The organism is Enterobacter sp. N5-15 (genome assembly GCF_057221635.1).
In genome coordinates this window covers 4,013,873-4,028,123 of sequence record NZ_CM170150.1, presented here as the reverse complement: position 1 = coordinate 4,028,123, position 14,251 = coordinate 4,013,873, and the positions used below count along the sequence as shown (strand labels likewise).

Below are 14,251 nucleotides of genomic sequence, written 5' to 3'. Positions count from 1 at the left end.
ACGTAGGCCGGGTAAGCGTCAGCGCCACCCGGCGACTTGCCCGGTGGCGCAAGCTTACCGGGCCTACAATACCGCATCAGGCTTCTGTGCGGCGGTACATCCTCCTCGGATGCCCAATCTTGCCGTACAGCATCTCCACCGTCAGAAAGCCCGCCTCTACGCAGTGCTCCAGATAGCGCCGGGTGGTGGTTTTGCTTAATCCCGTTTCGCTCACCACCTCATCCACGGTAAAGCAGTGCGTTGCCTTGTCGTTGAACAGCGTCTGCACCCGCGCCAGCGTATTTTCCTCAATGCCTTTGCTGCCGTTGTCCAGGCGGTAGTTTTTCGCCTGTAGCTGATAGAGCGAATCCACGTTCTGCTGGTCGACAATCTTCCAGACCCGCTGCTGTTCGGCAAACTGCACAAACCGCTCCAGCGACTGGCTGAGCCGCTTCCAGGAGACGGGTTTGAGGATGTAGTCGAACGCGCCGTTGCGAATCGCCTGGCTGCAGGTGTCCATATCGCTGGCGGCAGTAATAAAAATCACCGAGCAGTTGGCGCGGGCCAGCATGGGGTTATTGATAAGCGAGATACCTTTGCCGTCCGGCAGATAGTTATCCAGCAGCATCAGCTGCGGCTGTTTGCTTTCAAGCTCTGCCTGGGCCGCAGCCAGCGACGAGGCAATGCCCACCAGCCTCAGACGCGGATGTTTGCTTATCAGCTCCGCGTGCAGTTGCGCCAGTTCGTTCTCGTCTTCAACAATCAGTACGTCGATAAGTTCATGTTGCATAGTCGGTGTCTTCCAGTTGCCGGGCGGTTCCCGTAGCCGGGATAAACAAGGAGAAAATGGCGCCGCGCGGGGTATTATCGGCAACTTCTATCGCGCCGCCAGCATGTGTGACATAGCTTTCGATCAGATACAGACCAATCCCATGATCGCCGCGCGTTTTGGTGGTGATGCCGCGTTCAAAGATCCGGTCACGGATCGCCGGTGTAATGCCAACGCCCTGGTCGGCCACTTCAATAATCAGCTCCTGTTCGCTGAGTTTTATCAGCACTTCTACCGGCGCATGGGGAAGCGGCGATCGCTGCGTCGCTTCGATTGCGTTATCCAGCAGGTTGCCAATAATTGAAATCAGCTCTTGCTCCCCAAGGGGCTGGAACGGTCTGTCCAGCCGACAGGCCGGGTCGAAACTGAGTTCGACGCCTTTCTCCCGCGCGCGGGCGGCTTTCCCGAGCAGCAGGCCGCACAGGGTCGGGGAGCTAAAGCGCGAAGAGATAAAGTCCAGCAGCTCCTGAGCATGCTCCGACTGCGCCTGAATGTAGCCAATGGCTTCCTCATAGCGGCCCATATGCAGCAGGCCGGAGAGGGTCGTCATCCTGTTTAACTGCTCATGACGCATAATGCGCAGGTTATCGACATAGCGTTTTACCTGGCTGAGCTGGGCGCTCAGCGAGTCGATCTCGTTGCGATCGCGGAAGGTGATCACCCAGCCCTGCAGCGACCCCTCAAGCATGATGTGCACCCGGCTGGCAATTACCGTGAGATCGTTAAAACGGCAAATCTCGTCATGGGTATCTTTCGCCAGCATCGTCTGCGTGTCGAAGAACGGGACCGGATCGATCACCTGGCTTATCAGCTGTCCGCGCAGCTCGCGGGCCGGCTGGCTCAGACCCAGCAGTTTGCGCGCCGCCTGGTTGATGACTTCAATCCGCCGCCGATCGTCAATGGCAATCACGCCTTCATAAATAGATTCCATCATCGCCTTCTGCTGGCGTACCAGCAGGCCGATCTCTCGCGGCTCAAGGGAAAAGATCTGCTTCTTGATGCTGCGGGTAAAGAACCAGGAGAAGATAAAGAGAGCGATCAGCAGCAGCACGGCGGCAATCAGGATATTGACCACCTTACTGACGGTAATGGTATCAAGGTAGCTGGTGAGATAGCCTACCGAAACAATGCCGACCACCTGTCCGGCAGCGTTAAAGATGGGGGCTTTACTGCGCAGCGAAATGCCCAGCCCGCCTTTGCGGATGGTGGTGGTGCTTTTACCCTGCAATACGGCTTCATTGTCTCCGCCCACCAGGGTAGTGCCCACTCTGTCGGCAAAGACGGAGTGAAAAAGATGCTGCCCTTTATTATCACCAATCACAATAAAGCTGGCGTCGCTGTGCGCAGAAATCTTCTGCATAAAATCATGGATGGCGTAGATATTTTTTTGTTCAACTTCATTACGCAACGTCGGAATAAGCGCAATCTCTTCAGCCTGTATTTTGGCTCGCGTACTCATTTCCTGATAAAGCTGTTTACCGACATCGGCATAATAATATCCGCCCAGCAGCGCAAAAAGCACTGAGAAAAAGGCAACCAGCGAAATAAACAACTTGATCTGGAAAGAGACTTTCATAACTATCACGCGAGGTAGCAGCAAAGATCGCCAATATATCATCTTTTTTCGTGCGGACGCCCGCTTTGCCGAAAACTTGTGATCCCTTGCACAGCGGGCGCTGTAAAAGAGTTATCCTGAAGGCCAACGTGCTTCGAGCTGCGCAAATAAATGTTATTTGTTTGTTCAATTCGGAAAAGAAACCATAAAAACCACGCCAATAAATAAGGTATAAATCACATTAAATAAAAGAAACCATTAAAACCATAGCTGCCATTAAAACTTCGCTTTTAATATGCCATTCCTCACATAAAGTAAGCCTTTGTGACTCTAAGCTGAACGCACAAAATAACCAAGGGGCTTATTATGAGCACAACTGACGATTCTTTCTCTGTTACCCACGACCCGATTGAAATTCAGCGACCTTCGCTCAAAGAGCGCTGGTGGCATATTATGGATACCTGGAAAATTGGGATTATTCCTCTGCCGCTGTTCGTTCTGGCGGGCGCGCTGATTGCGATTGATTGCCTGGGCGGAAAGCTGCCGAGCGATATCGTGGTGATGGTCGCCACGCTGGCCTTCTTCGGCTTTGCCTGCGGCGAGTTTGGCAAACGCCTGCCGATTGTCGGCAAGCTCGGCGCGGCGGCGATTTGCGCCACCTTTATCCCTTCCGCGCTGGTCTACTATGGCCTGCTGCCGGACGTGGTGGTCGAGTCCACCACTAAGTTCTATAAATCCACCAACATTCTCTATCTCTACATCTGCTGCATTATCGTTGGCAGCATCATGAGCATGAACCGCACGGTGCTGATTCAGGGCTTCCTGCGCATCTTCTTCCCGATGCTGTGCGGCGAAATCGTCGGCATGATTGTCGGCATGGGCGTTGGTATGGCGCTGGGCCTTGAGCCGTTCCAGATCTTCTTCTTTATTATTCTGCCGATTATGGCGGGCGGCGTCGGGGAAGGGGCAATCCCGCTTTCCATCGGCTATGCCACCCTGCTGCATATGGACCAGGGCGTGGCGCTCGGCCGCGTGCTGCCGATGGTCATGCTCGGCGGTCTGACGGCAATCATCATCTCCGGCTGCCTGAACCAGCTCGGTAAACGCTACCCGCACCTGACCGGCGAAGGCCAGCTGATGCCTAACCGCGCGAATGCCGATGCTACCGTCTCTCAGCCTGCGTTTTCCGGCAAAGCGGACGTCACCACTATCGCCTCCGGCGCGCTGCTGGCGGTGCTGCTCTACATGCTGGGCATGCTCGGCCACAAGCTGATTGGTCTGCCTGCTCCGGTCGGCATGCTGTTTATGGCGGTACTGGTGAAGCTCTGCAACGGCGCCTCTCCGCGCCTGCTGGAAGGCTCGCAGGTGGTGTACAAATTCTTCCAGACCTCCGTGACCTACCCAATTCTCTTCGCCGTCGGCGTGGCCATCACCCCGTGGCATGAACTGGTGGCGGCGTTCACCGTCAGCAACCTGCTGGTGATTGTCAGCACCGTTTCCGCACTGGTGGCGACCGGCTTCTTCGTCGGCAAAAAGATTGGTATGCACCCGATTGACGTCGCCATCGTCTCCTGCTGCCAGAGCGGCCAGGGCGGTACCGGCGACGTGGCGATCCTGACCGCAGGCAACCGCATGAGCCTGATGCCGTTCGCCCAGATTGCTACCCGTATCGGCGGGGCGATTAACGTCTCTATCTCACTGCTGATTCTGGGCAACTTCCTCGTTTAAGTTTTCAGGAAAGAACAATGAAACTCGCAAGCTTTTTATACCAGGGAAAACGCAGCTACGGCATCGTCCAGGCCGACGGCGTGATTGATTTAGGCCGCCGTATCGGCGACCGCTACGGCGACCTCAAGGCGCTGCTGCAGGGCAACGGGCTGGCGCAGGCCACCCGTTACCTGAACGACGCCGTGGACGTGCCGCTGAGCGCCATCACCTTCTTACCGGTGATTGTGCAGCCGGAAAAGATCCTCTGTGTGGGCATGAACTACGCCGACAAGCGCAAGGAGTTTGACCAGCATAACCCGGCCCCGACGCTGTTTGTCCGCTTCCCGGATTCACAGACCGGCCACAACGAGCCGGTGCTGAAGCCGCGCCACTCCAGCGAATTCGACTATGAAGGCGAGCTGGCGGTGATCATCGGCAAAGGCGGGGAGAACATCAGCCGCGACGACGCCCTGCGCCACGTTGCGGGCTACAGCTGCTACATGGACGGCTCCGCCCGCGACTGGCAGCACACCTGGTTTACCGCCGGTAAAAACTGGCGACAGACCGGCGCGTTCGGCCCGTGGATGGCGACGGCGGATGAGATCCCGGATCCGCATCAGCTGGCTATCCGCACCTGGCTGAACGGCCGCATGGTGCAGGAAGACAACACCAGCAGCATGATCCACAAGGTTGCGGAGCTGATCGAATACATCAGCACCTTTACCCGCTTAAGCCCGGGCGACGTGATCATCACCGGCTCGCCTGGCGGGGTGGGTAAAAAGCGTAACCCGCCGCTGTTTATGAAAGAGGGCGACCGCATTGAGGTGGAGATCGAGCATATCGGTCATCTGAGCAACGTGATCGTGGAAGCGCCAGCCGTCGGGCTTGCGGCAGCACATTAAGTAAGGCGGCAGTATGTACTCGCAACCCATCGATTTTCGCCACACGCTGGTGGCGAAACACCCGGAACGCTTAAGCCAGATCCGTTACCTGCTGGCAGACAGCGGCCTTGGCCTGGACAACGACATCACGCTGTTTGTCGAAGCCTGGTCCGGCTCGCAGCTGGTGGGTTGCGCAGGGCTTGCTGCCAACGTCATCAAATGCGTGGCGGTCAATGAACAGCTTCGCGGCGAGAACCTCAGCGCGCGGCTGCTGGCAGAGGTGGAAAATGCGGCGCTGGAGCGCGGCCATTTTCACCTCTTCCTCTGCACCCGGCCGTGCAACCGGGAGCGCTTTGCCCGCAGCGGCTTCTGGCCGATTGCCCAAAGCGGGAACAACGCGGTGCTGATGGAGAACACCCCGCAGGGGATCGAGCGCTACTGCCGTTCCCTGCGCGCGAAGCGCAGGTGCGGGGAGAACATTGGCGCGATAGTGATGAACGCCAATCCGTTCACTCTCGGCCATCGCCATCTGGTGGAGCAGGCGGCGACGCGGTGCGATGCCCTGCATCTGTTCGTGGTGCGTGAAGACGCCTCGTTCTTCCCGTTCAGCGCGCGCCTTGAGATGGTGCGCGCGGGCGTGGCGCATCTGCCGAACGTGGTGGTGCATGAAGGTTCGCAGTACATCATCTCCCGCGCCACCTTCCCGGCCTACTTCCTGAAGGAGACCGGCAAAGTGCAGCAGGCGTGGAGCGAGATTGACGTGCTGATCTTCCGGGACTTCATCGCCCCGGCGCTCGGCATCACGCACCGCTTCATCGGCTCGGAGCCGTTTTGCGATATCACCCGCCAGTACAACCAGACGCTGCACGACCTGCTGGCCTCGCATATCGAGGTGGTGGAAATGCCGCGCATCAAGGCCACCGGCAACGCCATATCAGCGTCTGAAGTGCGCCGCTTACTGAAGACACAGCAGTTTTCCCGGATCCGGGAGATTGTCCCGGACTCCACCTTCGCGCATCTCGAAACGCATTACCGTGCGAGTGCGGAAGTCGCTTAACTACCAGGAATTTATCATGAAAATTGTAAGGGAGGCGCTGGCCGGAACGCAGGAGTCCAGCGACCTGATGGTGAAAATCGCTCCCGCTCACGGCGAGCTGGAGATAGTCATCCACAGTGAAGTGATTAAGCAGTTTGGCGAGCAGATTCGCCAGGTGGTCAACGACACGTTGCGCGCCATGAACGTGCACCAGGGACTCATCATTATTGAAGACAAAGGGGCGCTGGACTGTGTTATCCGCGCCCGCCTGCAAAGCGCGCTGATGCGTGCCGCCGATGAACAGGGCATCAACTGGGGGGCGCTGAAATGAGCAAACTCCGCCGCAGCATGCTATTCCTGCCGGGCGCCAACGCCGCCATGCTCTCAACCGCCTTTATCTACCGTCCCGACTCCATCATGTTTGACCTTGAGGACGCCGTCGCCCTGCGCGAGAAGGATACCGCGCGCATGCTGGTGTTCCACGCGCTACAGCACCCGATGTATCAGGATATCGAAACCGTGGTGCGCATTAACCCGCTCAGCACGCCGTTTGGCCTGCTGGATCTGGAAGCCGCCGTGCGGGCCGGCGTGGACGTGATCCGCCTGCCGAAAACCGACACGCCGGACGATATCTACGAGCTGGAAGGCCACCTTGAGCGTATCGAGCGCGAGTGCGGGCGCGAGGTCGGCTCCACCCGCGTGATGGCGGCGATTGAATCGGCCATTGGCGTCATCAACGCCGTGGCGATTGCCCGCAGCTCTCCGCGCCTCATCGGGATTGCGCTGGCCGCCTTTGACTACGTGATGGACATGCAGACCGAGCGCGGCGACGGCACCGAGCTGTTCTACGCCCGCTGCGCCGTGCTGCACGCCGCCCGCGCGGCGGGCATCGACGCCTTCGACGTGGTGTGGTCAGACGTCAACGACGAGGCTGGGTTCCTGCGCGAGGTCGATCTGATCCGCAAGATGGGCTTCAACGGCAAATCGCTGATTAACCCGCGCCAGATTGACCTGCTGCACAACGCCTACGCCCCGACTCAGGAAGAGGTGGATCACGCCAAAAGGGTGATTGAGGCGGCAGAAGAGGGCGAGCGTAACGGCCTGGGCGTGGTGTCGCTCAACGGCAAAATGGTGGATGCACCGATTATTAACCACGCGCAGGTGGTGCTGGAGCGCGCGGCGGCCTCCGGCGTGCGTCGGTAAGGATGAGATGATGAATCAGACAGAACTTCTTCACGTGAATTTTCCCCATCTGCGGGACTTAAAACCCTTCGATACCGCCCACAGCGCCACGCCGTGGCTGGCGGACAGCGACGCGAAGCACAGCCGCAAGCTCTGCGCCTCTGTTGAAGAGGCGGTGATGCGAAGCGGCCTGCAGGACGGGATGACCATCTCCTTCCACCATGCGTTTCGCGAAGGCGACAGGGTAATTAACACCGTCGTGGCGCTGCTGGCGCGGATGGGTTTTAAAAACCTGACGCTGGCCTCCAGCTCGCTGATGACCTGCAACGACGCGCTGATCGAGCATATTGAAAGCGGCGTCATCACCCGGATTTACACCTCGGGCATGCGCGGCAGGCTGGCGGACGCCATCTCCCACGGGCTGATGGACGAGCCGGTGCAAATACACTCCCACGGCGGGCGCGTGAAGCTGCTCCAGGACGGCGAGCTGAATATCGACGTGGCGTTTCTCGGCGTGCCGTGCAGCGATGAATTTGGCAACGCCAACGGAACGCACGGTAAATCGTGCTGCGGGTCCCTGGGCTACGCGATGGTGGACGCGCACTTTGCCCGCAAGGTGGTGCTGCTGACCGAAGCCCTGGTGCCGTTCCCCAACATGCCCGCCAGCCTGGTGCAGGACCAGGTGGACTACATCGTGCAGGTTGAAAGCGTGGGCGACCCGGCGAAAATCAGCGTCGGCGCGGCGCGCGTCACCAGCAACCCGCGCGAGCTGATGATTGCCCGCTATGCGGCGGACGTCATTGAATACTCGGGCTACTTCAAACCGGGCTTCTCGATGCAGACCGGCTCCGGCGCGGCGGCGACCGCCTGCACCCGTTTTATGGAAGAGAAGATGGAGCGCAGCGGCGTGAAGGCGCGCTTTGCGCTCGGCGGCATCACCGGCAGCCTGGTGGATCTGCACGAGAAGGGGCTCATCGAAAAGCTGCTCGACACCCAGTGCTTTGACGGCCAGGCGGCGGCCTCGCTGGCGCGCAACCCGAACCACGTGGAGATCTCCACCAACGTCTACGCCAACCCCGGCAGCAAGGCGGCAAGCTGCGACCAGCTCGACGTGGTGATCCTCAGCGCCCTCGAAATCGACGTCGATTTCAACGTCAACGTTATTACCGGCTCCGACGGGGTGATGCGCGGCGCGTCCGGCGGACACTGTGACGTGGCCGCCGCGGCGAATCTGACCATTGTGGTCGCGCCGCTGCTGCGCAGCCGTATTCCGACGGTCGTGAAGCGGGTTACCACGCGCCTCACGCCGGGCGAAAGCATCGACGTGCTGGTCACCGACCACGGCATTGCGGTCAATCCGGCGCGCCCGGAGATCCGCGAGCGGCTGCAGGAAGCCGGGCTCAACGTTGTGGATATCAGCGCGCTTTACGAGCGGGCGATTTCCCTGACGGGCGTACCGAAACCGATTGAATTTACCGACAAAATCGTCGGGGTGATCCGCTACCGCGACGGCAGCGTGATCGACACCGTGCGACAGGTAAAGGAGTAGTTATGACAATAGCGACACCCGTGCGGGCGGGTGTCAGCCTGGATGAACTGCTGGCGGCGAAAGATCGCCGCGCGGCGCGCCAGGCTGACATGCTTGAGCACTATCAACAGCCGGTGATTTCCCTCACGCTGGTCACGCCAGGGGAAATTAAAGACAGCCTGCGCTATCGCAATACCATGGGCGTGGCGCTGCAAATGTGCGACCAGCTGCTGTGGGAAAACCGCTGGCAGGTGCTGAACCGCCAGGTGCTGTGGCTCCCTACCGGGCCAGAAGCCCTGTGGTGCGTGGCCCATCCGGCGGCGGAAATCAAAGCGCACTGTGCGGATCTGGAGCAGACGCACCCGCTCGGCAGGCTGTGGGATCTGGACGTGATCTGCCCTCAGCACGGCCACGTCGGGCGTCAGTCGCTGGGGGCGAACCTCAGACGCTGCCTGATCTGCGACGAGCCCGCTCACGCCTGCTCCCGTTCGCGAAAGCATCCTGTTGAGGCGGTGGTTTCCCGCGTGGAGAAGACGATCGATGACTGGTTTGCTCGCGACTAAACCGCGCCCGGCTGACGTGCCCGCGCTTGCCGAAGCGGCGCTGTGGCAGGAGCTGGAGCTGACGCCCAAGCCGGGGCTGGTGGACAAGCTCAATAACGGTTCCCATCGCGATATGGACCACGCGCTGTTCGTCCGCAGCATCGCGGCGATCACGCCGTGGTTTTCGCGTTTTGCCGAGCTGGGTAGTGCGCATGCGGATAAACCCGCTGACGCACAGCTTCGGATTATCCGCCCGATGGGGATGGCCTGCGAGCAGGCGATGTATGCCGCGACGAACGGAGTGAACACCCACAAGGGCGGGATTTTTGCCCTGGGTTTACTGTGCTTCGCCGCCGGACGTGTGAAAAATATCTCCGCTGACAGCCTCTGTTGTGAGGTGAGTAACATCTGCAGCGGGCTGGTGTCGCGGGAGCTGGCCGCGCGCAGCGGGCAGGCGACGGCGGGCGAGCGGCAGTTTCAGCAGTACGGCTTAACCGGCGCGCGCGGTGAGGCGGAAAGCGGCTTTGCGACGGCGCGTAGGGCGCTGACGCAGTGGAACGGACACTCTCTTCACGGCCTGCTGCTGCGCCTGATGGCGGTTAATCAGGACAGCAATCTCGTGTCGCGCGGCGGCATTGAAGGGCTGCGCTACGTTCAGGGCTACGCGCGGGAACTGCTGGCTAACGGCTGGGATCGCGAGGCGTTGCTTAAGATGGATAAGGCATTGATTGAACGCAATCTGAGCCCGGGCGGCAGTGCGGATTTGCTGTCGGTGGGGTGGGTGCTCTCTGCAATAAAATAGCCGGGTGGCGCTAACGCTCACCCGGCCTACTCTCCGTGCTTTTGTAGGCCCGGTAAGGCGAAGCCGCCACCGGGCAAAAGACATCAAGGATTAATGCGCAATCGGCTGCGCACCGTGCGGCTCGCGCACGTGCTTGTACTTGAACAGCGCGATGAACGCGAAGAACAGCACCAGCGAGTACGCCGCGAAGATCAGCCACACGGGCTGCCAGTTGGTGATGCCGTTGGTGGTGTACATCTCAACCACTTTACCGCTCACCACGCCGCCCAGAATACAGCCGAAGCCGTTGGTCATCATCAGGAACATACCCTGCGCGCTGGCGCGGATTTCAGGCTTCACCTCTTTTTCCACAAACACCGAACCGGAGATGTTGAAGAAGTCGAAGGCGCAGCCGTAAACGATCATCGACAGAACCAGCAGCACGGTGCCGAACGCGCTCGGGTCACCGTAGGCGAACAGGCCGAAGCGCAACATCCATGCAGCGATACTGATCAGCATGACGTTCTTGATGCCGTAGCGGCTCAGGAAGAATGGGATGGTCAGGATGAACAGCGTCTCAGAGATCTGAGAGATGGACATCATCACCGACGCGTGCTCGACGATAAAGCTTCCGGCAAACAGCGGGTTGTTATCGAAGCTGTGCAGGAAGGTGTTGCCGAACATGTTGGTGATCTGCAGCTCAGCGCCCAGCAGCATGGAGAAAATAAAGAAGATCGCCATGCGCTTGTTTTTAAACAGCGCGAACGCGTCCAGGCCGAGCATGGCGCTCCAGCTCTGGTTTTTCTGCTGGTTAGACACAGGAATGTGCGGCAGCGTCAGGGTAAACACGGCCAGCACCACGGAGAGCGCTGCACCGATATAGAGCTGCATATGGCTCAGTTCAAAGCCCGCGAAGCTCACGCCCCACATCGCCATGATAAAGCCGATGGTGCCCCAGATACGGATTGGCGGGAAGTCGGTCACGATGTCCATGCCCGCAGACTTGATGCGGTGGTAGGAGATGGTGTTGATCAGGCCAAGCGTTGGCATATAGGCCAGCGAGTTAAGCAGGATCACCATGAACATCGCCCCCGGCGTGGTCACCTGGGCTGCCATAAACAGCGTCCCCGCGCCCACCAGATGGCAAAGCATGTACAGCCACTTCGCACTCAACCATTTATCCGCCACGATACCGAGCAGCGTTGGCATGAAGACAGCCGCAATACCGAGCGAGCTGTATACGGCACCGATTGACGCTCCGTCGAACTTGAGCGTTACAAACATATAGGAGCCGAGTGTGGTCAGCCAGCTACCCCACAGGCAGAACTGCAGAAACGACAATATTTTAAGCTGCAGCTTAAGGTTCATGTTACTTTCCTCACAAGTGAGCGGGAGATATGTTGTTTTGGGAACATTCAGGGTTGTTATTTGATGCAATTCTATCAGTTGGCAACGATATGTTTTGTTACCTCCCGCAAAAAAATGCAATCCACATTAATTTGCAGTTTGGATTGTGATGCAAATAACATTTTCGTATGGGTGGGGTGAGTGAGTGCGGCCTGATGCCCTCACCCTGACCCTCTCCCACGGGGAGAGGGGAAGCAGAACACCTTCTCCTTGTAGGAGAAGGTGTGTTGATTATCGGCGACGATAGTTCTTCTGCGCCGTATTCACCTTATACAGATAGCGGCGTGATTCCGCAGACGGGTGGCGGGTGGTGAGGGTTGAGTAGACATCCCCCGGCGCCATGCTGTTGATGATGTTCGCGGCCTGCACCTTGTCATTTGAGAAGACGCGCAGCACGCTGCCCGCACCGCCGTTATAGGCGGTGATCACCGCATAGCGGCGCGACGTTGGGTTATCAATGCCGCCCAGGTAGACATTGTTCAGCATCGCCAGGTAGGCCGTGCCGGTATCAATGTTGCTCTGCGGATCGAACAGATAGCTGCGGCTCGGCGTGCCGGATTTCCCCTGCGCGCGGAAGACGTCTTTACCGGCGCTGTGCTGGACAACCTGCATCAGCCCCAGGGCGTCGGAACGGCTTACCGCGTACGGGTTAAACGAGGATTCGGTCTGCATAATCGCCAGGATCAGCGACTCATCCACGCCGTACTTACGCGAGGCCTGACGCACCATCCCAATGTACTTATGCGCACGCTTGTCGAGGTGGTTCGGGACGAGGTTGATGGTGACGCTGTAGATAATCTTCAGACCGTTAGAGCGGCTTTTCAGGCGCGTCTGCAGCAGGTAGTCGGCAAATTTCGTGGCGCGACCTTCCCAGCGGATCGGCTGACCGGTCTGATCGACAACCTGGCCGTACAGGAACGGCTCTTTCGAGATCGTGATATCGTCGGCATCGGAGTAGAGATCGATAGATCCCGGATCGTCACCCATCAGCAGGGTTTTGATAATCGCCTGACGGAGTCGTGCCGCAGGGTCGGTGCCTGCAATGGTCTCAATCGTGATCGTACCCTCATCAAAGTTGATGTGGCTACGGGTCTGATAGGCATCGGTGTACTTAACGTAGTCCTTAGGTCCGGCAATAAGAACTTCGTTAAATCCCCATATATTCTCGATGTTGTGGGCAAACTGCCCCATCAAAATGTCAAAACCGTTGGTGTCCTTGATCCAGGCTTCGTTGTAATCTTCGCCTTTTTTTGACGAACACGAGACAAGCAACGGCGCAACAAGGGCTAGCGCTAAAAGTTTTTTCATCATTCCGGGAGTGCGTGTTGTGTTTGCTTTAACGGCGGGGTTTCCCCCGCACGCTGTTATTTTTCCGGTGGCGTATAGCCTTCGATGTGCACGTCTTTGCCTTCGAACAGGAAGCTCACCATCTCCTGCTCCAGCAGCTTGCGGTGTTCCGGGTTCATCATGCTGAGTTTTTTCTCGTTGATCAGCATGGTCTGCTTTTTCTGCCACTGTCCCCAGGCTTCTTTGGAGATTTCATTGTAGATGCGTTTACCCAGATCGCCCGGGTAAAGCTGGAAATCCTGGCCTTCAGCGTCACGCTGCAGGAAAGTACAAAAAATCGTTCTGGCCATACTCATTCCTCTTTTTCTTGTCGATGCTAAACCATTGCACCGGCACGTAATTGTTGTAACAGGCGCTCCACGGGAGCCGCCAGTCCGACTGATGGCGGTTGCGCTAAGTTATACCAGAGAGCGGTGCCTTCATCCATGCACGAGGCAAATGACGACACGGGAAGCCACATGGGTACAATATCCAGGTGGAAATGGCTGAAGGTATGGCGAAACGCGGTCAGCTGCGTCAGGTTATCGGCAGCAATTCCGCGCTGTTTAAGCCATTCACGCAGCAGGTCTTCATTTTCAAACTGTGGGAAGCAGTATAGACCACCCCACAGGCCGCTCGGCGGACGCTGGGCGAGGAACACGTCGTCGTCGTGCTGCATCAGCAGCATATAGCCGGTGCGCTCCGGCAGCGTCTGTTTGGGTTTCTTACCCGGATATTGCGCCCATGAATGGTTGGCATACGCCACGCAGAGATTATTCACCGGGCAGAGTTCGCATTTTGGTTTTGAGCGCGTGCAGACCATCGCGCCGAGATCCATCATCGCCTGGTTAAAACGCTCGACGCCCTTGGCCGGGGTAACCTCTTCACTTATTTCCCAGAGACGTTTTTCAACGTCCTTCTTCCCCGGCCAGCCGTCGACGGCATAGCAGCGTGCCAGCACGCGCTTCACGTTGCCGTCGAGGATCGGGAAATGCTTGCCTAAAGACAGGGAGAGAATAGCGCCTGCGGTTGAACGTCCGACGCCGGGGAGATCGGCCACCTCGTCGAAGGTTTCCGGGAATGTCCCGTTGTGGCGCGTGGCAACCTGCTGTGCGGCCTTGTGAAGGTTACGCGCGCGGGCGTAATAGCCAAGACCGGTCCACAGGTGCAGGACCTCGTCCAGCGGCGCGTTGGCCAGATCGGTCACCGTCGGGAAGCGCGCCATAAAACGCTCGAAGTAAGGGATCACCGTGGCGACCTGCGTTTGTTGCAACATCACCTCGGAGAGCCATACTTTGTAAGGCGTTTTTTCAATTTGCCAGGGCAGGGTTTTACGCCCGTATTTGTCGTACCAGTCCAGCACCTGGGCTGAAAATTGAGAGGCTTGCATGGTCATCGATTCGCATAATCAGGGACGCAGATTGCAGCACAGCGTCAATCTGCTGTAAACCGGATCTTTCCCATGCTTGCATAGAAGCCTTAACTTTGGATAATGCCC

Annotated in this window: 14 protein-coding genes; 8 read left to right on the top strand and 6 right to left on the bottom strand. The window is 58.4% G+C overall.

Translation table 11 applies throughout. From position 1 onward, the window contains the following. Positions 1-76: 76 nt before the first annotated feature. Positions 77-769, bottom strand: a complete 693-nt coding sequence (locus AC2TE5_RS18970) for a response regulator (RefSeq protein WP_193940440.1) — start codon at positions 767-769, stop codon at positions 77-79. Beyond that, a complete protein-coding gene (locus AC2TE5_RS18965) occupies positions 759-2,384 on the bottom strand; it encodes an ATP-binding protein (protein ID WP_484612188.1) in 1,626 nt (541 codons plus the stop codon). The genes AC2TE5_RS18970 and AC2TE5_RS18965 overlap by 11 nt, the downstream gene beginning before the upstream one ends. A 345-nt stretch (positions 2,385-2,729) precedes the next feature. Between AC2TE5_RS18965 and AC2TE5_RS18960 the strand changes: the two genes are divergently transcribed. The 8 genes from AC2TE5_RS18960 to citG are packed head-to-tail and all read left to right on the top strand — an operon-like array spanning position 2,730 to position 10,041. Beyond that, positions 2,730-4,091 carry a 2-hydroxycarboxylate transporter family protein gene (locus AC2TE5_RS18960; RefSeq protein ID WP_133550521.1) on the top strand — a complete coding sequence of 454 codons (1,362 nt, stop codon included), beginning with the start codon at positions 2,730-2,732 and terminating at the stop codon, positions 4,089-4,091. A gap of 17 nt (positions 4,092-4,108) precedes the next feature. Further along, a complete protein-coding gene (locus AC2TE5_RS18955; RefSeq protein ID WP_311391770.1) occupies positions 4,109-4,972 on the top strand; it encodes a fumarylacetoacetate hydrolase family protein in 864 nt (287 codons plus the stop codon). Between the two features lie 13 nt (positions 4,973-4,985). Beyond that, a complete protein-coding gene (gene citC, locus AC2TE5_RS18950; RefSeq protein WP_484612187.1) occupies positions 4,986-6,008 on the top strand; it encodes a [citrate (pro-3S)-lyase] ligase in 1,023 nt (340 codons plus the stop codon). Between the two features lie 16 nt (positions 6,009-6,024). Further along, positions 6,025-6,318: a citrate lyase acyl carrier protein gene (gene citD / locus AC2TE5_RS18945; RefSeq protein ID WP_121424622.1), complete on the top strand. Its 294-nt coding sequence runs from the start codon at positions 6,025-6,027 to the stop codon at positions 6,316-6,318. Then, the gene (citE, locus tag AC2TE5_RS18940; RefSeq protein ID WP_032660024.1) at positions 6,315-7,190 is read left to right on the top strand and encodes a citrate (pro-3S)-lyase subunit beta; all 876 of its coding nucleotides are present in this window, start codon (positions 6,315-6,317) and stop codon (positions 7,188-7,190) included. Before citD ends, citE begins: the two co-directional genes overlap by 4 nt. Before the next feature lie 10 nt (positions 7,191-7,200). Beyond that, positions 7,201-8,718, top strand: coding sequence for a citrate lyase subunit alpha (citF, locus tag AC2TE5_RS18935; protein ID WP_484613363.1), 1,518 nt, complete (start codon positions 7,201-7,203; stop codon positions 8,716-8,718). A 2-nt stretch (positions 8,719-8,720) separates the two neighbouring features. Beyond that, on the top strand, positions 8,721-9,260 hold the full coding sequence (citX, locus tag AC2TE5_RS18930; protein WP_484612186.1) for a citrate lyase holo-[acyl-carrier protein] synthase: 540 nt from the start codon (positions 8,721-8,723) through the stop codon (positions 9,258-9,260). Beyond that, a complete protein-coding gene (gene citG, locus AC2TE5_RS18925; protein WP_484612185.1) occupies positions 9,238-10,041 on the top strand; it encodes a triphosphoribosyl-dephospho-CoA synthase CitG in 804 nt (267 codons plus the stop codon). The genes citX and citG overlap by 23 nt, the downstream gene beginning before the upstream one ends. Positions 10,042-10,131: 90 nt before the next feature. On the opposite strand, the gene AC2TE5_RS18920 is transcribed toward citG, so the two are convergent. The 4 genes from AC2TE5_RS18920 to mutY form a co-directional block, all read right to left on the bottom strand. Then, entirely contained in the window at positions 10,132-11,388 is a 1,257-nt protein-coding gene (locus tag AC2TE5_RS18920; protein WP_063144910.1) for a nucleoside permease, read from the bottom strand. A gap of 270 nt (positions 11,389-11,658) precedes the next feature. Next, positions 11,659-12,735: a membrane-bound lytic murein transglycosylase MltC gene (gene mltC, locus AC2TE5_RS18915; RefSeq protein ID WP_032660036.1), complete on the bottom strand. Its 1,077-nt coding sequence runs from the start codon at positions 12,733-12,735 to the stop codon at positions 11,659-11,661. Positions 12,736-12,791: 56 nt separating this feature from the next. Next, positions 12,792-13,064, bottom strand: coding sequence for an oxidative damage protection protein (locus AC2TE5_RS18910; protein WP_023309138.1), 273 nt, complete (start codon positions 13,062-13,064; stop codon positions 12,792-12,794). A gap of 26 nt (positions 13,065-13,090) precedes the next feature. Next, a complete protein-coding gene (mutY, locus tag AC2TE5_RS18905) occupies positions 13,091-14,143 on the bottom strand; it encodes an A/G-specific adenine glycosylase (protein ID WP_484612184.1) in 1,053 nt (350 codons plus the stop codon). Positions 14,144-14,251 lie beyond the last annotated feature (108 nt).